Here is a 19,518-nt window from a genome sequence, read left to right on the forward strand (position 1 = left end):
ACACTGTGTGCCATGCCACGCAGCCCCGGCTTTCCGACACCCGACCGCGGTTCGGACCGAACAGTCGGCTCGGTCTGTCCGGATGACGCTGATCCCGCGCTGATCGCGGCCGCCGATACCGCCATCAGGGCGGCGTCCGCCGAACTGCTCGCGCTCTCGCACGACATCCACGCCGAGCCCGAACTGGCCTTCGCCGAGACCCGCAGCGTCGCGAAGACCCTGGTCCCGCTGCGTGAACGCGGATTCGCGATCGAGTCGCCGGTCGCCGGTCTGGACACCGCCTTCACCGCCACGTACGGCAGCGGCGAACTGGTGGTGGGAATCTGCGCGGAGTACGACGCGTTGCCCGAGATCGGGCACGCCTGCGGGCACAACATCATCGCCGCGTCGGCGGTGGGTGCCGCCCTCGGGCTGGCCGAGGTGGCCGATGCGTGCGGTATCACGGTGAAGGTGTTCGGCACGCCGGCCGAGGAGAGCGGCGGTGGCAAGGTGCTCATGCTCGAGCGCGGCGTATTCGACGGCACGGCGATGGCGATGATGGTCCATCCCGGCCCGTTCGACATCGTCGGCGCGCGGTCGCTGGCGCTGGCCGACCTCTCGATCGTGTTCCGCGGCCGCGCGGCGCATGCCAGCGCGGCCCCCGAACAGGGCCGCAACGCGGGCGACGCGGCGACCGTCGCGCAGGTTGCCATCGGATTGCTGCGACAGCATTTGAACCCTGGACAACAACTTCACGGTATAGTCGAGCGGGGCGGCGTTGCCCCCAACATAGTGCCCGGACATGCGGAACTGCTGTACTACCTACGGGCAGAGGATTCCGCATCCCTCGACGATCTGATGCGACGTGCGTCGGCCTGTTTCGAGGCGGGAGCACTGGCGACCGGGTGTACCCAGGAAATCCGGACGCTTGCGCCCACATATACCGAGCTGACTCCCGATCCCGCACTACTGTGTGCCTATCGCGAGCAGATCGTCGGCATGGGACGCGTGCCGCTCGCGCCGGAACTCGAGGCAGCGCGGCCGCTGGGCAGCACCGACATGGGCAACGTCACCAATGTCATCCCCGGCATCCATCCGGTTATCGGAATCGATGCCGGCGGCGCGGTGACACATCAGCCGGAATTCGCCGCGGCGTGCATCACGCCGTCGGCGGATCTCGCGGTGACCGACGGGGCCACGGCGCTGGCACGTACCGCGATCCGGGTCGCGAGCGATGAAATTCACAGAGACAGGTTGTTGGAGCTCGGCATTCAGCGACAGGAGGACATTCGGTGAGTACAACCGGCGGGTCCGATACCGCATCCGGTGCGGACCTGGAGGCGGCGGGGTACGGGAGACCCGTATCCACGAACGGCGCCGCATCGGCGAACAAGGCGACGACGAGCCGCAGGGCCGTCGACGCGTGGCTGAACGAGCACGCGGAGGATCTGATCGGGTGGCGGCGGCACATTCACGCCAACCCCGAACTCTCCCGCACCGAATTCGCCACCACCGAGTTCGTCGAGACCTGGCTGGTCAAGGCCGGGCTCGAACCGCGCAAGCTGCCCACCGGCACCGGTCTGATCTGTGATATCGGCCCCGACGGCCCGCGCATCGGCCTGCGCGCCGATATGGACGCGCTCCCGCTGCAGGAGTACACGGGACTACCGTTCGCCTCCGCGGCCCCGGGCGTGTCGCACGCCTGCGGGCACGACGCGCACACCGCGATCCTGCTCGGCACGGCGATGGCGCTGGCCGAGGCGCCCGAGCTGCCGGTCGGCGTGCGGCTGGTGTTCCAGCACGCCGAGGAGGTCATGCCCGGCGGCGCGATCGATATGGTCGCGGCGGGCGCGATGGAGGACGTGTCGCGTATGTACGCGCTGCACTGCGATCCGCGGCTGGAGGTGGGCCGGGTCGGCATCCGGGTCGGGGCCATCACCTCGGCGGCCGACACCGTCGAACTGGTGCTGGACTCGCCCGGCGGGCACACCTCGCGCCCGCACCTGACCAGCGATCTGGTCTATGCGATCGGCACCGTCATCACGGGTCTCCCGGGGTTGCTGAGCCGCCGGATCGATCCGCGCACCAGCACGGTGATGGTGTGGGGCGCGGTGTCGGCGGGCAAGGCGCCCAACGCGATTCCGCAGACCGGGATGCTCACCGGAACCGTCCGCACCGGTGACCACGCCACCTGGTCGCTGCTGGAGCCGATGGTCCGCGAGATCGTCGAGGGCCTGCTCGCCCCGACCGGCGTGCGGTATCAGCTGAACTACAAGCGCGGCGTGCCGCCGGTGGTCAACGACGAGCACGCGACCCGCGTGTTCGAGGACGCCATCCGGGCCCTCGGTCCCGACGCGCTGGCCGACACCCCGCAGTCCGGCGGCGGCGAGGACTTCTCCTGGTACCTGGAAGAGGTGCCCGGCGCCATGGCCCGCCTGGGCGTGTGGTCCGGCACGGGCCCCCAACTGGACCTGCACCAGCCCACTTTCGACATCGATGAGCGCGCGCTGGCGGTGGGGGTGCGGACCCTGACCAATCTGGTGTTGCAGTCCCGGTAGCTCAACGTCCTCGATGTGGTCCCGGCCGAAAGCGCGCCGGGACCACTTCGAGGACAGGAGCGCCGGGACCACATCGAGGACAGGAGCGCCGGGACCACATTGAGGACGGGAGCGGCGGGATCACATCGAGGACGGCGAAGTCAGCCCATACGTTTTTGTTGTTTCCGGCACGCTCTTGGCCGGAAACTCACAACTCGAAGGTCCCCGGGCCCACGTTCTTGCTGTTGCGGGTGCGCAGGGCGTGGACGTAATCGCTCGGCGCGCCTGCTTTTTCGGCGGCGTCGGCGATGACGCCGATGTAGCGGGCCGAGGGCAGTCCGCCCTCGTAGGCGTCGAGGACGTACAGCCAGGCCAGGACGGGCGCCGCGCCGGCGCCGGGACCCGAGGTGACGCGCAGCCGGATCTTCTTGTGGATGCCGAAGTCCGAGCCCTCCCAGCGGTCCAGGCTCAGCTCGTCCTCCGGCGACACGTCGTAGAGCACGACGAAGACGCGCGAGCCCGGCTCCTCGACCACCGTCGCGAGCGGTCCCTCCCAGCCGATGTCGTCGCCGGCGAAGGTCAGGCGCCATCCCTCCAGCCAACCGGTTCCGTACACCGGGGAGTGCGGACAGCGCTTGAGCATCTGCTCCGGGTCCATGTTGGACCCGTAGGCGGCGTATATCGGCACCAGGAAAGCCTATCGGACAATGGCCGCACCTCGACCGAATCCCAGCGTGTTGAATCGCGGCACGTACCTCGGGGTAGCACCGATCTGCGGTGATATGCCCGAACATTGAGCAGGAACACACCTTCCGGCCCCGGCTACCACCGCGGTTCGACCGGGGGCCGCAAACCCGCCGCGACACGGGAGCGGCAAGAATGAACACCACCGGAGATCCCGGACTACAGCTCGACAGCGGAGGTATACATGTCCCGCATTGCGATCATCGGGGGCGGCCCCGCCGGCTACGAGGCGGCATTGGTGGCATCCCAGCACGGCGCGACGGTCACGGTGATCGACAGCGACGGCATCGGTGGGGCGTGCGTGCTGTGGGACTGTGTGCCGTCGAAGACGTTCATCGCCTCGACCGGTGTCCGGACCGATCTGCGCCGGGCTCGTGACCTGGGCATCACGCTGCATCCCGCGCAGGCGCAGGTGCGGTTGTCGGAGGTCAACTCCCGGGTCAAGACGCTGGCGCAGGCGCAGTCCTCGGATATCCGCTCGAAGCTGCAGGCGGCCGGGGTGACCATCCTCAACGGCCACGGCAGGCTCATCGATCAGATCCCCGGCCTGGCCACCCACCTGGTGCGGGCCACGCTGTCCGACGGGACCGAGCGCGTCCTCGAGGCCGACGTCGTCCTGATCGCGACGGGAGCCAGCCCGCGCGTGCTGCCCGGCGCGGAGCCCGACGGCGAGCGCATCCTGAACTGGCGCCAGCTCTACGACCTCAAGGAACTGCCCGAGACCCTGGTCGTGATCGGATCCGGTGTCACCGGTGCGGAATTCGTCTCCGCCTACACCGAGATGGGCGTGAAGGTGAAGGTGCTGTCCAGCCGCGACCGCATCATGCCGAGCGAGGACGCCGACGCCGCGCTGGTCCTGGAGGACGCGCTGGCGGAGCGCGGCGTGGAGCTGTTCAAGCAGGCCCGCGCCGACGCGGTGGAGCGCACCGCCGACGGCATCGTGGTGAAGCTCTCCGACGGCCGCACGGTCACCGGTTCGCACGCACTGATGACGGTCGGCTCCACCCCGAACACCCAGGAGCTGGGCCTCGAGCGCATCGGCATCGAACTCGGCAAGGGCGGTTATCTGCGAGTGGACCGGGTGTCGCGGACGTCCGTTCCGGGCATCTATGCCGCCGGTGACTGCACCGGGCTGCTGCCGCTGGCCTCGGTGGCCGCCATGCAGGGCCGCATCGCGATGTATCACGCACTGGGCGAGGGCGTGCAGCCGATCCGGTTGAAGACGGTGGCCTCGGCGGTGTTCACCCGCCCCGAGATCGCGACGGTGGGCGTCAGCCAGACCGCGATCGATAACGGCGAGACTCCGGCCCGGACGGTCATGCTGCCGCTGAACACCAATCCGCGGGCGAAGATGTCCGGCCTGCGCCGCGGCTTCGTGAAGATCTTCTGCCGGCCCGCCACCGGCGTGGTGATCGGCGGCGTCGTGGTGGCCCCGATCGCGTCCGAGCTGATCCTGCCGATCGCGATGGCCGTGCAGAACAATCTGACGGTCAACGATCTCGCCCAGACATTCTCCGTTTACCCGTCGTTGTCGGGGTCGATCACGGAGGCCGCCAGACAGCTCATGCGGCACGACGACCTGGGGTGATGGGCCACCGGTCGGTGTTCCCATGAGTGGCCTCCGGGATCTGTTGCCTGAAACTTGTTCGTGTGGTTCACTTCCCGCAGAGATGTGACTGGTGGGCGGTTGGTTGGTTGTCGTGTACGGGGGGATCCACCTTTCCCGAACCGGAGCTCGCGAACGGCCCCCGGGCCGGTAGTACGCGACCGGGCATCTGTGAGCACAGTTGGAGTTCGGCCGAACCTCGGTGAGGGGGCGCAGCCGGGCTCGGGAAAGGGATTGCGAGACAGTGAAACATCGTCAGCCGGGCCGGGCAACGAGAACGATGGCCACCACGTCCTTGCCGCTGGCCACCGCCGCGGCCGTCGCCACCATCCTGACCGCCTCTCCCGCCGCCACCGCCGCGCCGGTCGAGCCCGCGGTACCCACCACTCCCGCGCAGCCGGGCACCAACGAGGTCCAGTCCCCGGAGGGGCAGCAGGCGCCCTCGACCCAGCCGCAGGAGCCGCAGTCCCCGAGCCAGCCGGGCGCGACCTCGCCGCAGCCGGGCGTCACCACGCCGCAGCCCGGTGTCACCACTCCGGATCCCAATGCGCCCAAGCCGGATCCGAACGCCCCGAAGCCGGACGAGAAGAGCCCGAACCGCACCCAGCCGGGTGTGACCACCCCGCGCGTCGCGCCGCTGCCGGTGCCGGGCCAGGAGGTCCAGCCGCCGGTCACGCCGGGCCAGCCGGACGGCGGCCAGACCGACCAGCTCAAGCCCCAGCAGCCGCATCCGGATCAGCCGCAGGTGACGCCGCGTCCGGCACAGCCGGGCCAGGGTGGTCAGGGCGGACAGGGCACCGGCCAGGGCGGTACGGACAACCTGACGGGCAACGGCCCGTCGCAGGATTCGACGCAGCCGCGCTGGAACGCGCCGAGCCTGCAGTCCGCTCCGGCCGCTCCCGTCGTCCCGATGCAGGGCCCGCACACCGAGGTCGGCGCGAATATCGACGCCGGCGGTGTGATGCCGGGCTACGTGGCCAACACCCATCACTTCAGCAACCTCGACGGCTACGTCGGCACCGTGGGGTACTCGACCCCGACGGGCACCGGCGACGGCGGCGTCTCGCTGGAGTTCGTCGAGGCCAACAAGATCAAGGTCACCACCTACACCCACACCACGGGCATCGACGACCTGAAGTCCGCCACCGGCTTCAACGACATCACCAACGAGAGCTACGTCGACACCACCCAGGCGAACGCCGCCAAGGCCGCCGTCGAGGGCTGGATCCGGATGCAGCCGGGCGGTGAAGCGGCGCTCCAGGCCGCGGGCCAGGTTGGTAAGCTGCCGGAGGGCGAGCTGGCTCCGCAGACGGTGGATGTCGCCGGTATCACCACGCAGTGGAGCGGGTCGGTCCAGAACTGACACAGACTGAATCGCGCGTGGGGCGGTCGTTCTCGACCGCCCCTTGTGTGTGTCATGGGAAGGGACTGTAGGAGATGGCCTCCGAGGACGATGCCAGGCGTGACGACTCCGGACGGTCCGGTGCACGAGACCGGGGCGAGTCGGAATTCGGCCCACCCGTCTCCGGATTCGGGCCGCCGCTCAACGAATTCGGTCCCCCGCTGAACGATTTCGGCCCGCCGACAGGCGAATCCCCGGCCGTGGGCTGGTCCCCGGGCGACGCGCCGGAACGGCCGAACCTGGGCTGGCAACCGGCCGACGGCCCGCCTGCCCCGCCCGCGCCGCCGGTTCCGCCACCGCCGCCGCAGTATCGCGCGCCTGATTCGAGTACCGCGGAGGCCTCGCGCGCCCCCGCGCCGGATACTCGGCGGATGCCCGCGCCCGAGGCCCCGTCCGCTCCGGAAACCCGTCGCCCGCCCGGTCCGGAGGCCTCCCGCACTCCCGCGCCCGAGACCCGCCGCATGTCCGCACCGGACACCCGCGGTGGTCCCGGTCCCGAGCCCTCACGACCGGTCCAGGGCGGCCCGCCTCCGCCGCAGCGCCCGGCGGATCCCCGCCCCGCGCGCGAGTCCTCCGGATCGCTGTGGGACGACGACGATCTGGCCAAGAAGCTGGTCGCCGCGCGCCCGACCCCGCAGCGGGAGTCCTCGTCGCTCTGGGACGACGACGATCTGGCGAAGAAACTCGGGACGCCGCGCCCCGAGCCAGAGGATGAACCGGAGCGCCCGCGGCGCAATATGGGAGTGCTCATCGGCGGTCTGGCCGCGGCGTTCGTGGTGATCGTCGCGATCGCGGCGGTGATCGTCTTCACCACGCGCAAGAGCGAACCGGAGGGTCCGGGAGCCGCGCCGGCCGGCCCACCGGCGGGCGAGCCGCTGGCCTGTCCCGCGGTCTCCGACGGCAAGGTCGTCATCGGCAACGGCCCGGGCGGGACCTCCAGCGGTCCGCAGGCGATCCTCGGCTTCGAGCACGCGTACTTCGCCGACCGCAATGCCGCGAAGGCGCGCACATTCGCCGCACCGGACGCGAATCTCGAGGCGCCCGACCTGCTGCAGAAGATCATCGAGAGTCAGGTGCCGCAGGGCACGTCCTACTGCGTGCGGATCGAGTCGGCGGCCCCGGACCGGTTCCTCGTCGACATCACCGTCAAACATCCCGACGGCAATTCCCCCAAGTACATCTCCACGATCACGACCGTGAATCGGGACGGGCAGAACCTGGTCTACCTGATCGAATAGTTCCATATCTCACAGTGTGAGAAATGAATTTCAGACTCTGGACGATAGCGTGCGACAATCGTGGCGTTGCGCGTTCTTTCGGAGGTTGTCCATGTCGCCGATCACCCCGCCCCTGGCCCGCCGCCTGGCCGGTCTGCGCAGTTCCGCGATTCGCGATCTGCTGACGCTGACCTCGCGTGCCGACATCATCGGCCTCGCCGGTGGCCTGCCGGACGCGCAGCTCATGCCCCGGGACCGGATCGCGCGGGCGACCGAGGAGGCACTGGCCGACCGCTCGCGGCTGCAGTACACGGAGTCGGCCGGATGGGGCCCGCTGCGCGAGGTGCTCGCCGGACGGGAATCGGCCCGGCTGGGCCGCCCGGTGCCGGTCGAGGAGATCTTCGTCACCCACGGATCACAGCAGGCGCTGTCGCTGCTGTCCGAGGTCCTGCTCGATCCGGGGGCTCTGGTGGTCGTCGAGGATCCGGCGTACGTCGGCGCGTTGCAGGTGTTCCGGGCCGCCGGTGCGCGGATCGAGGCGGTGCCGCTGGACGCCGACGGTATGCGGATCGACGCGCTGTCGGAGTTGCTGGAGCGCGGCGAGCGCCCCGCGGTCGTGCACACCGTGAGCAATTTCCACAATCCGCGCGGCGTCACCATGGTCTCGGACCGTCGTCGTGCCCTGGCCGACCTCGCTGAGCGGTACAACTTCTGGGTGATCGAGGACGATCCGTACGGTGAGCTGTGGTTCGACCGCCCGTCGCCGGAACCCGTCGCGTCCTACTCGCCCAACGTGATTCGGCTGTCGAGCGCGTCGAAGATCCTGGCGCCGACGTTGCGGGCCGGCTGGATGGTCGCCCCGGATCGGGTGTGCCGGGGCGTCGAACTGCTGAAGCAGGGCGCCGACCTGTGCGGTTCGGCCCTGACCCAGCAGGTCACCGCGGATCTGCTCGCCGACGACGCCTGGCTGACCGACCACGTGGACAAGGTCCGCCGCATCTACGGCGAGCGGGCGGAGGCGCTGGTCGGCGCCCTGCGCGCCCGGCTCGGCGACCGGATCGTGAGCACCGACGCCGCGGGCGGGATGTTCGTGTGGGCCGATTTCACCGACGGCACCGATACCGCCGACTTGCTGCCGCGCGCGGTCGAGCACGGCACGGCCTACGTCCCCGGTTCGGCCTTCGCCGTCTCCGCGGACTACCGCCATTCGATGCGGCTGTGCTTCACCACCTCGGACGCTGCGACACTGCGGGAGGCGGTCGATCGCCTGGTGGCGGCCCTCGACGGGTAGTTCGCCGCCGGGATCACATCGCGAGAAGATCGCCCGTGAGTTACCGTGGGCTTCGGTTACTCGTGGGTAGGCGGTGCTGGGACGCGCGACACGAGCGCCGCACCGGCCGGGAAGTCCCGGTGTTCCCATAGCCTGGACGCGAGCAGCCGGACGAGAGCTTTCACCAACGGCGGGTCGATCCGCAACCCGCGACCACGGGCGTTCTGGAGGTGTCGGGCTATGACGGAGAAATCGCGATCGCAGGGGAAACCGGCCGGTGGGCTGGGGCCCGCGCAGCGGGCGGAGGCGTGGGACCGGCTCGGCACAGACCATTTCGACATGGTCGTGATCGGCGGCGGCGTGGTCGGCGCGGGTATCGCGCTGGACGCGGCCACCCGCGGGCTGGAAGTGGCGCTGGTGGAGGCCCGCGACCTGGCGTCGGGGACATCGAGCCGGTCGTCGAAGATGTTCCACGGCGGCCTGCGCTATCTGGAGCAGCTGGACTTCGGGCTGGTCCGCGAGGCCCTGCACGAACGTGAGCTGAGCCTGAAAACCCTTGCGCCGCATCTGGTCAAGCCGTTGCGGTTCCTGTATCCGCTCACCCACCGGGTGTGGGAGCGGCCGTACGTCGCCTCCGGCCTGGTGCTCTACGACACCATGGGCGGCGCGAAATCCGTTCCGGGACAACATCATGTGACCCGTTCGGGTGCGATGCGGCTGTCGCCCGGAGTGCGCCGCGACGCGCTGATCGGCGGCGTCACCTACTTCGACACGGTCGTCGACGACGCCCGCCACACCATGACGGTCGCCCGCACCGCCGCGCACTACGGCGCGGTGATCCGGACCTCCACCCAGGTGGTCGGATTCCTCCGCGAGGCCGACCGGGTGGTGGGCGTGAAGGTGCGCGACAGCGAGGACGGCCGCACCACCGAGGTCCGGGGGCACGTGGTCGTCAACGCCACCGGGGTGTGGACCGACGAGATCCAGGCGCTCTCGCACCTGCGCGGCCGTTTCCACGTGCGCGCCTCCAAGGGCGTGCACATCGTCGTGCCGCGCGACCGCATCGTCAGCGAGGCTGCGCTGATTCTGCGCACCGCCACCTCGGTGCTGTTCGTCATTCCGTGGAGCACCAATCACTGGATCATCGGCACCACCGACACCGACTGGAATCTGGACCTGGCGCATCCGGCCGCGACCAAGGCCGATATCGACTACCTGCTGGACCAGGTCAACAAGGTGCTGGTCACACCGCTCACCCACGACGACATCCAGGGCGTGTACGCGGGACTGCGGCCGCTGCTGGCGGGGGAGAGCGACGAGACCTCGAAGCTGTCGCGCGAGCACGCGGTGGCGCGCATCGCCCCTGGCCTGGTGGCCATCGCGGGCGGCAAGTACACGACCTACCGGGTGATGGCCTACGACGCGGTAGACGCTGCGGCACAGGACATTCCGCAGCGCGTCTCGTCGACGATCACCGACAAGGTGCCGCTGGTGGGCGCCGACGGCTACTTCGCGCTGCTGAACCAGACCCCGCATCTGGCCGAGACCTACGGTGTGCACCCGTACCGGATCGAGCATCTGCTCAATCGTTACGGTTCGCTGGTCACTCGGGTGCTGGATCTGGCCGAGGGCAAACCCGAACTGCTGCAACCGATTACCGAAGCACCAACCTATCTGAGGGTGGAGGCGGTGTACGCGGCCGCCGAGGAGGGCGCGCTGCACCTGGACGACATCCTGGCGCGCCGCACTCGCGTCTCCATCGAGTACTCCCATCGCGGGATGGATTGCGCCCGGGAGGTCGCCGAACTCGTCGCACCTGTGCTGGGTTGGGACGCAGCGGAAATCGACCGGGAGGTCGAGACCTACCGCGCCCGGGTCGAGGCGGAGATCCGCTCGCAGACGCAGCCGGACGACGCCTCCGCCGATGCGTTGCGGGCGGCCGCACCGGAACCGCGCCCGGAGATTCTGGAGCCGGTGCCGTCCGAAGGGTGAGGGTGGCGCTCGGTTACCTTGTCCGGCCCTGATATTCACCGTCCCAGCCACGTTCCGCGTGGAATGCCGTGGGGTGTTCAGACGCCTTGTGTACCTTCGATATTCGCCGCCCAGGCGACGAGTGACCGCAGGTAACGCAGTACGGTCTCGTCAGAGTACGCCGCCGGGTCTTCCAGATGCAGCCGGGCCAGTTCCTCCAAGGCCGCCAACAGGATTCGCGCGGTGGGCCCGTCGGGGTCGACGGTCGCCCCGGCGAACCGGGAGAGGTGCCGGGCGCCCACCCGGCGGGCGTAGGCGCGGCCCAGTTCGATCTGCTCGCGCAGGTCGGGCGGGGCGCCGTCGGGCGGGCGGAGGATGATCCGCCAGCTCACCGGCGCCGCATGGAGATACGCGAGAATGCCGCGGCCGACGGCGTCCACATCGTCGTCCGGTGCGAGCCGATCGATACTGCCGACGCCGGCGAGGGCGATGGTCCGCTCCCGCTCCAGCAGTGCGTCCATCAGGCCGGGCAGATCGGCGAACTGCTGGTACACCACGGCCCGGGTGACATCCGCGGCGCGGGCCACGCGATCGATACTCACGGCGGCGAAGCCCTCGGCGGCGACGATATCGCGGGTCACGTCCAGCAGTTGCGCCCGCCGATCGGCGGCCGACATCCGGCGCTTGACGGCGGGACGCTGCGGGCTCACGCCCTCGACGGTAGCTCGAGCAGCAGATCCACCGCCCGCGCGGCGCTCTGCACCGCGCTCTCCATCGTGGCCGACCAGTCGGTGGCGGTCCAGTCGCCGGCGAGCACGAGCCCGGGCACCGAGGTGCGCTGCGGCGGCCGCAGTCCGTGCGTGCCCAGCACCTGCGAGAACGTCGCCTTCGGCATCTTGACCACCTGGGCCGTCACGATATTCGCGTCCGCCGCGGCCGGATAGTAGCGCCGCAGCAGCGCCATCTGCTCGGCGACGATCTCCTCGTTGCTCTTGTGGATCTGCTCGTAGGCGCCGCTGGTGGTCAGGCAGTACAGCCAGGCGCGGTCGGTGTCGCGGCCGTGCATGCGCTGGCGGTCGAAGACCTCGTCGATGACGCCGGTCCCGCCGATGAGGGCCTCGAACTCCGCCTCGGTGCCCAGCGCGCGATCCAGGTACAGGTTGGTGCTGACGATGGGCGTGTACCCCAATTTGTCTGCGGCGGCGTAGATTTCGGCATGCTCTGGCAGATCGTCCAGCAGCCCGCCGACGGCGGAATTGGGCACCGCGCACACCACCGCGTCGGCGTCCACCACCGTGCCGTCCGCCAGCGACACCCCGGTGACCCGGTTGTCGGCGATATGGATCCGGCGCGCCACCGCGCGGTAGCGCACATCCACGCCGCGCCGCTCGAACAGGGCGAGCGCGCCGTCGATGTAGAGGGTGTCCAGGTCCACGGTCGGATAGCCGATGGAGACCGGGATGCGGTGTTTGATCCCCAGCCGCAGGCCCGTCGCCATCACGTCGGCGAAGGCCTTCGCCGATTCCCGCTGCACCGGTTCGGCCGCGATGCCCAGGGCCAGCCAGTCCCACAGCGCCTCACGGGCGGTGGCGGGCATGCCGACCCGCTGGAACCACTCTTCGGTGGTGATATCGGCCAGATCGGCGGGCTGGCGCAGGCACTGGCGGCCCAGCCGGACGGTCGCGCGGGCCGCGCGGAGCCGATCGAGCACGCTCGCGGACGGGTGCGCCCCGAACAGGGCCTTGATCGCCGTGGGGCCCGAGGTGGCCATGACCGCCTTGCGGCCGTCCGGCCAGCGCAGGGTCGCGCGCTTGGGGAAGGCGACGAACTGCCGGGTGCCGACGGTCTCGAGGTAGCGGAACAGATGGTCGTAGCCGCTGGCGATCACGTGCTGGCCGTTGTCGGGAACGTCCTGCACCGCCTCGGCCCGCATGGCCTGGGTGCGCCCGCCGAGCCGCCCGCGGCGCTCCAGCAGGGTGACCTGTTTCCCGGCCTCGGCCAGCCAGACCGCGGCGGCGAGTCCGGCCAGGCCGCCGCCGACGACCACGTAACGACGCGGATCCTCACCCATGACAGGCTCCTCACCTAACTAACAAAATGTAAGTTAAGCGAGGTGCGGTGTGCGGTCAAGGGTTTCGGCAGAGGTCGGCGCGAAGGTCTCAGCGCGGCGCGGTGACGCCCGGGGGTTGCTGTCCGGTGGGCCGGGAGACGTTGCCGTGTGGATGGTGATGCTGGAGCAGCAGGCAGGAGAAGAAGACGGTCGCCATCGTCGCGACCGTGGCGATCAGAACCTGGGTCGCAATGCCGCTACGCCGGGCCGTGGTGGCCGCCATGCCTGCTCCTATAGTCGGTTCCGATCGGTCGGTCGCTGGGACTGTCGGTCCGACTCGTTGAAATGTTAGCAATCGGGTGGCTAAAAGCGTCCGGACCGGCCGGTCCGTCCCGCGTGTTCGGCCCGGCCGTCAGCGCTCGCCGGGTGCCGGTTGGCAGCGCGGGCAGAAGTAGATGCCGCGATCCGCGCGGGTGGCGGTCTCGTCGCCGAGCAGATGGACGACCATCCCCGTGCCGCAGCGTCGGCACGGCTGTCGCTGCCGGCCGTAGGCGAGGGCGCGCCAGGGCGGCTCGTGGGCGGCCTTGGTGAGGACCCGGTGCGCCTCGTCGACGAGCCCCGGCAGATCATCGATCGCGGCGACCGGAGCGGCCGGATGGACCCGGCGCAGGAAGCAGATCTCGCTGCGGTAGATATTGCCGATTCCGGCGAGATTGCGCTGGTCGAGCAGGGCTAGACCGATCGGCTGATCCGGGTGGCCGGACAGTCGGCGGACCGCCTCGGCGGCATCCCAGTTGGGGCCCAGCAGGTCTGGGCCGAGGTGGTCGACGGCGGTGTGTTCGTCGGCGCGGCGCAGCACCTCGACCAGTCCCAGGGAGAAGCCCACGGCCTCGGCGTCGTCGGTGGCGAGGATCAGGCGGGCGGTGAAACCGGGTTTGGTCCACCGCTGCCCGGGCCGGTACACCCGCCACGTTCCCTCCATCTTGAGGTGCGTGTGGATGCTGACCGTCGGCGTCCGGATGAACAGATGTTTGCCGTAACTGCCGACCTCTTCGACCTCTTGGCCCCGGAGATCGAGCGTCGCGTACCGCGGAACTCGGAAATCGCTGCGCGTCAGCTTCTTTCCAGCTATCGCTCGGTGGAGTCGTGCGGCGGCGAGATAGACGGTGTCACCCTCCGGCACGGCGGCCTCGCCGGTGAGTAACAGAATTACTTGGCGGCCAGCCGGTTTCGCGTCGTGCGCCGGATATGTGAGGGTGGCCGGTCATGGCCGGCTCCGTAATCGGAAGCCGCGCGGGGTCGTCGCGAATCCCGCCTCGGTGAGGAAGGCGGCGAACGTGTTGCCGTGCACGGACTCTCCGTCCACCCGATCGATCACCAGGGAGTCGACCCGGCGGTCGTGCACGAGCCCGGCGAGAGCCGCGGCGGCGAGGGTGCGGACCTCGGGACGCTCGGTGAAGGTGAGCAGGGTCTTACCGCCGCGCTCCAGATACAGGACGAGTTCGCCGTCCACGAGCACCACGAGGGCGCCGGCCTTCCGGCCCGGGCGGTGCCCGCCGCCCTCGGGCCCCTTCGGCCACGGGAGGGCCGCGCCGTACGGGTTGGCCGGATCGCAGGCGGCCAGGGCGAGCGCGACGCTCGGAGTCTTCTCGGTGCGCTCGGTGTCGAACGAGCGCAACCGGTCCACCACGTCGGTCGTCGAGAACTGCGCGCCGCCCAGGGAATCGACGAAATAGCCGCGGCGGCAGCGCCCCCGGTCCTCGAATTCGGTGAGTACGCGGTACATCAGCGCGAAACCACCCGGCACCCCTTCGCCCTGGACCGCGCCCCGGGTGAGGACCCCGTACCGCTCCAGGAGCAGGTCCGCCGTCGCGTGGGCGCGAACGGTGTTGTCCGCCACGCGTTCCGGAAGCAAGGACCAGCGTCCGGCCACCGCCGGAGGCCCGGTCCGGCTCGGCATGCTCGCTCTCGGCAGGTACGCCCGCCCCCGCGGGGTGCGCCTGGGTGTGCGATGCGCGGTGGTGCTGCGAGTGGTCCCCCACAGCATGGCCCGCACCGGCGCGAAGGTATCTCCTGCGACGTAACCGGCCCAGACCAGCTCCCACAGCGCCGCCGTCACCGCGGCGTCATCGAGCAGGCCGGTGGAATCGGAGAGCTGGCGGAAGAAGTAGGCCCCGCCGGTGCCGGGCACGACGTGGACGCGGGCTTGGGTGTCGGTGGGTTGTGCGCCTTCGTCGGCTGCGCTCGAAGCGGTGCGAGTGTTATTGGGAGGGTGCGCTGTCGGTGGCGTGCGGTCCCCGGAGAGGTTTGTTGTCAGTGACGTGTGCTCCCCAGCTGGGTGCGCTGTCGGTGGCGTGCTTTTCTCGGGGTGGTCGGAGGTGGGCGTGCCGGAGGATGCTCGTCGCGTGTTGGCTCGGTCCTGCGTTGAGTCTGTCTGGTGTGCAGGTGATTCCGGGATGACCGTGGCGCCGAGCGCTAGCAGTAGCTGGAGCTGGGTTTCGGTGAAATCGATGGTGTCAGGCGGGGGGAGGGTCAGGCCTGCCTGGTCGGCAGGGTGCAGCGCGATCCAGCCGTCCTTGGCGGTGATGGAGCCGTGGCCGGACCAGATCACCTCGCCGGTGGCCATCAGCTCGTCGAGCATGGCGGGGGAGTAGTCGCGGACTCGGGTGGGGAGGATCAGTGATTCCCAGGCCGAGGCCGGGATCGGTACGCCCGCAAGCTGTTCCACCACGGCGGCGACGCCGTCGACACCGCGCAGATCGCCGCCGACGTGCTGCCAGGACGGGAGGAAGCGGGCGAATGCCGCTGTCGCGACCGGCTCCACCTCCTTGCGCGCGGCGGCCAGTGACCGCCGCCGCAGGCGCCGCAGCACCTGGGCGTCGCACCATTCGGCGCCGGACGATCCGGGCGTGAATTCGCCCTCCACCACCCGCTTCTCGCCCGCCAGGCGATGCAGGGCGGTGGCGGCGACGGCCGCGCCGAGGCCGAAACGGCGAGCCACCGCGTCGAGCGTGAACGGGCCGTGGGTGCGGGCGTAGCGGCCGACCAGATCGCCCAGCGGATCGGCGACGGGTTCGATGAAGGCGGCGGGTGTGCCGATGGGCAGGGGAACCCCGAGCGCGTCGCGCAGCCGCGCCGCATCCTCCACCGCTGCCCACCAGTGCTGCCCGGCGAACGAAACCTCCAGGGCGCGACGGGCTTTCGACAGCTCCTCGAACCACGGCCGCGGATCGTCGAGGCAGCGGGCGGCGGCCTCCTCGGCGGTGAGCGGGCCCAGCAGGCGCAGCAGGTCGGCCAGCCCCTCCACGTCCCGCGCCTGCCGTTCCGGGGTGAGGCGCTGCAACTCGCGCTCGGTCTGTTCGAGGACCTCCGCGTCCAGCAGCTCGCGCAATTCGACGCGGCCGAGCAGTTCGGCGAGGAGCGACGAGTCCAGCGACAGCGCGGCCGCGCGGCGTTCCGCGAGCGGGCTGTCGCCCTCGTACATGAACTGGCCGATGTAGTCGAACAGCAGCGCGTTGGCGAACGGCGACGGCGTGGCGGTCTCCACCTCCACCAGCCGCAGCTTGCGGCGGGCCACATTCACCAGCAGCTCTCGCAGCGACCCGAGGTCGTACACGTCCTGCAGGCATTCCCGCACCGTCTCCAGCAACATCGGGAAATCCGGGAATTTGCGTGCCACGTCCAGCAGCTGGGCCGCGCGCTGGCGCTGCTGCCACAGCGGCGCGCGACGGCCGGGATCGCGGCGGGGCAGCAGGAGCGCCCGCGCCGAGCACTCCCGGAACCGGGACGCGAACAGCGCCGAGCCGCCGACCTGCTCGGTGACGATCTCGTCGATCTCGTCGGGTTCGAAGACGAACAGTTCCGCGCCGGGCGGGTCGTCGGTGGTATCGGGCAGCCGGACGACGATGCCGTCGTCGGAGGCCGTCGGCGCGGCATCCACGCCGAACCGCTCCCGCAGCCGCGACCCGACGGCCAGCGCCCAAGGGGCATGCACCGGAAGCCCGTACGGCGAATGCAGGATCAGCCGCCAGTCGCCCAGCTCGTCGCGGAAACGTTCCACCAGCAGGGTGCGGTCGGTGGGCAGATGCCCGGTGGCCTGCCGCTGCTCGGACAGCAGGGAGACCAGATTGGCTGTCGCGAAATCGTCCAGCCCGGCGGCGTGCGTGACCTGTTCCAAGTCGGTCAGCGTGGCGGCCTTCGCCCCGGATTTCTCTGCGGGGGAATTCTGTTGCCCACGTTCCACCGCCTGGCTCGCTTTACGGACGAATTCACCGAGGGCCGCGCCCAATTCGGCCGGGCGGCCCAGGGAATCGCCGTGCCAGAACGGCAGCCGTCCCGGTAGGCCGAACGCGGGGGTCACGAGGACCCGGTCGTGGGTGATCTCCTCGATGCGCCAGCTCGTCGCGCCGAGGGCGAAGACATCGCCGACGCGCGACTCGTAGACCATCTCCTCGTCGAGTTCGCCTACGCGCGAGGCTTTTTCGCCGACCATGAACACCGGGAACAGGCCACGGTCGGGGATCGCGCCGCCGGAGGTCACCGCCAGGCGCTGCGCGCCGGGGCGTCCGGTGAGGGTGCCGGCGTCGCGGTCCCACACCACGCGGGGCCGCAGTTCGGCGAATTCGTCGGAGGGATACCGGCCCGACAGCAGGTCGAGGACCGACTCGTAGGCCGATCGCGGCAGCGTCGCGTAACTGCCCGTGCCACGGACGGTGTCGAACCAGGTGTCGGCGTCGATCGGCTCCAGCGCGCAGGCCGCCACCGTCTGCTGGGCGAGGATGTCCAGCGGGTGGGTGGGAATGCGCAACTCCTCGATCTGGCCGGCCGTCATGCGCATCGACGCCACCGCGCAATGGATGACGTCGGTGCGGTGCTTCGGGAAGATCACGCCGCGGGAGATCTCGCCGACCTGATGCCCGGCCCGGCCGACCCGCTGCAACCCGCTCGCCACCGACGGCGGCGCCTCGACCTGCACCACGAGATCGACCGCGCCCATATCGATGCCGAGTTCCAGGCTGCTGGTCGCGACCACGCAGCGCAGCCGGCCGCTCTTGAGGTCGTCCTCGATCAGCGCGCGCTGTTCCTTGCTCACCGACCCGTGGTGGGCGCGGGCCAGCAGCGCCGAACCACCGTGGCTCACCGCGCTCGGCGTGCCCAGCTGCGAGGGCACGTCGTGGTCGGTCTCGACGGTTTCGCCGACCCGTTCGGCGTACGCCTCGTTCAGCCGGGCCGTCAGCCGTTCGGACAGCCGCCGCGAATTCGCGAAGACGATGGAGGAGCGGTGCTCCAGCACCAGGTCCACGATCGCCGAATCGACGTGTGGCCAGATCGAACCGGGCTGGTCGGAGTCGCCCGCCTCGTCCGGTTCGGTCATATCGGCGACGGGTACGCGGACCGACAGGTCGAATGTCTTCGGTGCCGGGGGTGACACGATGGTGATCGGGGCCGTGCCCACCAGGAACCGGCCGACCTCCTCCGGCGGCCGCACCGTCGCCGACAGACCGATCCGCTGGGCGGGGCGCTCGGTCATCAGGTCCAGCCGGGCCAGCGAAAGCGCCAGGTGCGCACCGCGTTTGGAGCCCGCGATGGCGTGCACCTCGTCCACGATCACGGTGTGGACCTCGGCCAGCGACTCGCGCGCGGCGGAGGTCAGCATGAGGAACAGCGACTCCGGCGTGGTGATCAGGATGTCGGGCGGGGTGCGCTGCATGGAGCGGCGGGCCGCGGCCGTGGTGTCGCCGGAGCGCACGCCGACGCTGATCTCCGGCGCCGGCAGCCCGAGCCGCTTGGCCGTCTGCGTCACGCCGACAAGGGGGGCACGCAGGTTGCGTTCGACGTCGACCGCCAGCGCCTTGAGCGGTGAGATGTAGAGCACCGACGTCTTGCGCGGGGCGTCCGACGGTTCGCGCGCGGCCAGCCGGTCGATGGCCCACAGGAAGGCCGACAGCGTCTTACCGGACCCCGTCGGCGCGACGACCAGCGTGTGTTCCCCGGCCGAGATGGCCTTCCACGCGCCCAGCTGCGCGGCCGTCGGCGCCGGGAAGGCGCCGTCGAACCACTCCTGAGTGGGGCGGGAGAACTGGTCCATGGCCCCAGTGTGCACCCGGGCACCGACAAGCGAGCGCCGCCGGAGACCGGTGGTTAAGGCTCCGCAATCACGGCACGGGGCCGAGCGCTGGGTCGTACGCTTCCAACCGTGCAGAAGGTGCTCCGGGTCGACCTCGTCAGCCACGGCATGACCGAGGCGATGCGCAAGGCACGATTTCCGGTGGACGAACCGCTGACCGAGGCCGGCCGGCGGGCCGTCTCCACGGCGGGCCGCCTGCACGCCGCGCGGGTGCTCACCGCTCCCGAGCGCCGCGCCGTCGAGACCGCCGCGCTACTGGGCCTGCTCGGCGACGAGGACGAGCGGCTGCGCGACCTGGACGCGGGGGCCTGGCGCGGCGGCGAGCTGATGTCGGTGCCGCAGGACGAGCTGTACGCCTGGCTGACCGATCCGAAGTTCCGCGGGCACGGCGGCGAGGCGGTCATCGACGTCATCGAACGGACCCGCGAGTGGCTCACCGATATCGCGACCCAGGGCACACCGACCATCGCCATCACCCATCCGGCGGTGATCCGCGCGGCCCTGCTCGTCGCCCTCGACGCACCCGCGAAATCGTTCTGGCGCATCGATATTCCGCCGATCAGCGTCACCCGCATGAACTACCGCGACGAGTGGACGTTGCACTTCCGGACGTGA

At 70.2% G+C, this 19,518-nt stretch carries 14 protein-coding genes; 8 read left to right on the top strand and 6 right to left on the bottom strand.

Annotation, left to right across the window (positions count from 1 at the left end; translation table 11 throughout):
* The first annotated feature begins 12 nt into the window (after nucleotides 1-12).
* Both ON41_RS07280 and ON41_RS07285 read left to right on the top strand, forming a co-directional pair.
* Nucleotides 13-1,275, top strand: a complete 1,263-nt coding sequence (locus ON41_RS07280; protein ID WP_174411303.1) for a M20 family metallopeptidase — start codon at nucleotides 13-15, stop codon at nucleotides 1,273-1,275.
* A gap of 131 nt (nucleotides 1,276-1,406) precedes the next feature.
* Nucleotides 1,407-2,537, top strand: coding sequence for a M20 family metallopeptidase (locus ON41_RS07285; RefSeq protein ID WP_040746311.1), 1,131 nt, complete (start codon nucleotides 1,407-1,409; stop codon nucleotides 2,535-2,537).
* Nucleotides 2,538-2,724: 187 nt separating this feature from the next.
* Here the strand turns inward: ON41_RS07285 and ON41_RS07290 are convergent, their stop codons facing one another.
* The gene (locus ON41_RS07290; RefSeq protein WP_040746248.1) at nucleotides 2,725-3,204 is read right to left on the bottom strand and encodes a gamma-glutamylcyclotransferase family protein; all 480 of its coding nucleotides are present in this window, start codon (nucleotides 3,202-3,204) and stop codon (nucleotides 2,725-2,727) included.
* Between the two features lie 240 nt (nucleotides 3,205-3,444).
* On the opposite strand from ON41_RS07290, the gene ON41_RS07295 reads away from it, so the two are divergent.
* The 5 genes from ON41_RS07295 (at nucleotide 3,445) to glpD (ending at nucleotide 10,747) form a co-directional block, all read left to right on the top strand.
* The gene (locus ON41_RS07295) at nucleotides 3,445-4,848 is read left to right on the top strand and encodes an NAD(P)H-quinone dehydrogenase (RefSeq protein ID WP_040746250.1); all 1,404 of its coding nucleotides are present in this window, start codon (nucleotides 3,445-3,447) and stop codon (nucleotides 4,846-4,848) included.
* 298 nt (nucleotides 4,849-5,146) lie between these two features.
* Nucleotides 5,147-6,229 (top strand): hypothetical protein, encoded by a 1,083-nt coding sequence (locus tag ON41_RS07300; protein ID WP_051161077.1) that lies wholly within the window; start codon nucleotides 5,147-5,149, stop codon nucleotides 6,227-6,229.
* A 74-nt stretch (nucleotides 6,230-6,303) separates the two neighbouring features.
* On the top strand, nucleotides 6,304-7,506 hold the full coding sequence (locus ON41_RS38835) for a DUF8176 domain-containing protein (protein WP_051161078.1): 1,203 nt from the start codon (nucleotides 6,304-6,306) through the stop codon (nucleotides 7,504-7,506).
* Between the two features lie 91 nt (nucleotides 7,507-7,597).
* A complete protein-coding gene (locus ON41_RS07310; RefSeq protein ID WP_040746252.1) occupies nucleotides 7,598-8,776 on the top strand; it encodes an aminotransferase-like domain-containing protein in 1,179 nt (392 codons plus the stop codon).
* Nucleotides 8,777-8,995: 219 nt separating this feature from the next.
* Entirely contained in the window at nucleotides 8,996-10,747 is a 1,752-nt protein-coding gene (gene glpD, locus ON41_RS07315; RefSeq protein ID WP_040746254.1) for a glycerol-3-phosphate dehydrogenase, read from the top strand.
* Between the two features lie 77 nt (nucleotides 10,748-10,824).
* Here glpD and ON41_RS07320 read toward each other — a convergent pair whose 3' ends face one another.
* The 5 genes from ON41_RS07320 to ON41_RS07335 form a co-directional block, all read right to left on the bottom strand.
* On the bottom strand, nucleotides 10,825-11,403 hold the full coding sequence (locus ON41_RS07320; RefSeq protein WP_040746316.1) for a TetR/AcrR family transcriptional regulator: 579 nt from the start codon (nucleotides 11,401-11,403) through the stop codon (nucleotides 10,825-10,827).
* A 29-nt stretch (nucleotides 11,404-11,432) separates the two neighbouring features.
* On the bottom strand, nucleotides 11,433-12,797 hold the full coding sequence (hpnE, locus tag ON41_RS07325) for a hydroxysqualene dehydroxylase HpnE (protein WP_040746256.1): 1,365 nt from the start codon (nucleotides 12,795-12,797) through the stop codon (nucleotides 11,433-11,435).
* A gap of 88 nt (nucleotides 12,798-12,885) precedes the next feature.
* Nucleotides 12,886-13,059 (bottom strand): hypothetical protein, encoded by a 174-nt coding sequence (locus ON41_RS41405; RefSeq protein WP_157185394.1) that lies wholly within the window; start codon nucleotides 13,057-13,059, stop codon nucleotides 12,886-12,888.
* Nucleotides 13,060-13,188: 129 nt separating this feature from the next.
* Nucleotides 13,189-13,959 carry a DNA-formamidopyrimidine glycosylase family protein gene (locus ON41_RS07330; protein ID WP_040746258.1) on the bottom strand — a complete coding sequence of 257 codons (771 nt, stop codon included), beginning with the start codon at nucleotides 13,957-13,959 and terminating at the stop codon, nucleotides 13,189-13,191.
* Nucleotides 13,960-14,040: 81 nt separating this feature from the next.
* On the bottom strand, nucleotides 14,041-18,864 hold the full coding sequence (locus ON41_RS07335; protein ID WP_051161079.1) for an ATP-dependent helicase: 4,824 nt from the start codon (nucleotides 18,862-18,864) through the stop codon (nucleotides 14,041-14,043).
* A gap of 108 nt (nucleotides 18,865-18,972) precedes the next feature.
* Here ON41_RS07335 and ON41_RS07340 point away from each other — a divergent pair, with 108 nt between their 5' ends.
* Nucleotides 18,973-19,518 carry a histidine phosphatase family protein gene (locus ON41_RS07340; protein WP_040746260.1) on the top strand — a complete coding sequence of 182 codons (546 nt, stop codon included), beginning with the start codon at nucleotides 18,973-18,975 and terminating at the stop codon, nucleotides 19,516-19,518.

Source organism: Nocardia transvalensis NBRC 15921 (genome assembly GCF_000308875.1).
Classification (GTDB): domain Bacteria; phylum Actinomycetota; class Actinomycetes; order Mycobacteriales; family Mycobacteriaceae; genus Nocardia; species Nocardia transvalensis.

Excerpts from the sequence above, each read along its gene's own strand:
- ON41_RS07280 (WP_174411303.1), top strand. The coding sequence starts at position 13 with ATGCCACGCAGCCCCGGCTTTCCGACACCCGACCGCGGTTCGGACCGA.
- ON41_RS07295 (WP_040746250.1), top strand. The coding sequence starts at position 3,445 with ATGTCCCGCATTGCGATCATCGGGGGCGGCCCCGCCGGCTACGAGGCG.
- ON41_RS07300 (WP_051161077.1), top strand. The coding sequence starts at position 5,147 with ATGGCCACCACGTCCTTGCCGCTGGCCACCGCCGCGGCCGTCGCCACC.
- ON41_RS38835 (WP_051161078.1), top strand. The coding sequence starts at position 6,304 with ATGGCCTCCGAGGACGATGCCAGGCGTGACGACTCCGGACGGTCCGGT.
- ON41_RS07310 (WP_040746252.1), top strand. The coding sequence starts at position 7,598 with ATGTCGCCGATCACCCCGCCCCTGGCCCGCCGCCTGGCCGGTCTGCGC.
- glpD (WP_040746254.1), top strand. The coding sequence starts at position 8,996 with ATGACGGAGAAATCGCGATCGCAGGGGAAACCGGCCGGTGGGCTGGGG.
- ON41_RS07320 (WP_040746316.1), bottom strand. The coding sequence starts at position 11,403 with ATGTCGGCCGCCGATCGGCGGGCGCAACTGCTGGACGTGACCCGCGAT.
- hpnE (WP_040746256.1), bottom strand. The coding sequence starts at position 12,797 with ATGGGTGAGGATCCGCGTCGTTACGTGGTCGTCGGCGGCGGCCTGGCC.
- ON41_RS41405 (WP_157185394.1), bottom strand. The coding sequence starts at position 13,059 with ATGGCGGCCACCACGGCCCGGCGTAGCGGCATTGCGACCCAGGTTCTG.
- ON41_RS07335 (WP_051161079.1), bottom strand. The coding sequence starts at position 18,864 with ATGGACCAGTTCTCCCGCCCCACTCAGGAGTGGTTCGACGGCGCCTTC.